Annotated in this window: 2 protein-coding genes; both read left to right on the top strand. The window is 46.6% G+C overall.

Annotation, left to right across the window (positions count from 1 at the left end):
• The coding region (locus tag KIV40_RS28150; RefSeq protein ID WP_285352497.1) for a GGGtGRT protein at window positions 1–162 on the top strand (162 nt) is incomplete at its 5' end.
• A gap of 145 nt (window positions 163–307) precedes the next feature.
• A partial coding sequence (locus KIV40_RS28145) for a MarC family protein (protein WP_285352496.1) occupies window positions 308–639 on the top strand: 332 nt, incomplete at its 3' end.

Here is a 639-nt window from a genome sequence, read left to right as displayed (position 1 = left end):
AGTATGACAGATACCATGGGCAGAATGCACGCTGACGCCCAATTTGCTGGTAGCTCTTCTGTACCTGCCCATGTGGCAATGATGGGCTTCATCGGTATGGGTAACAACCCCATGGTAGGAGCAACGGTGGCACTAGCCGTCGCGGTGAGCCAAGCCGCTTAGCCTCTACAACTAATATAAAAACACTAACAATAACGCGAAACAGATAGCCAGTAATTATACTGGCTATTTTTTGTTCTCAACTTGGTCTACTATCTATTCTCAGATGAGTAACACAGGTTAACTCCATCTTTATTAAGGGAATAATATGAAAGAGCTGATCATTCACACCATCACGGTCTTTATGGGTTTCTTCGCCATCATGAACCCCATAGCCAACACGCCGATCTTCTTAGGGCTTACCGGAGACAACGACAGAGAGACCGTAAAATCCATCGCTTTTCGCTCGGTGTTTATCGCCTTCATCATCATCAGCACTTTCGCGATTTCTGGCAAGCTGATCTTTGATCTGTTCGGTATCACGCTGTACGCGCTCAGAATAACAGGTGGCATATTGGTGTTCTTGATCGGATTTCACATGCTGCAGGGCGATTCCACCCACAGCAAAGCTAAAGAGAAGGTTCACTCTGACGCCCAACA

This window comes from Vibrio sp. D173a (genome assembly GCF_030248475.1).
The sequence above is the reverse complement of the archived record's forward strand: the minus strand, read 5'-3'. Positions and strand labels throughout refer to the sequence as shown.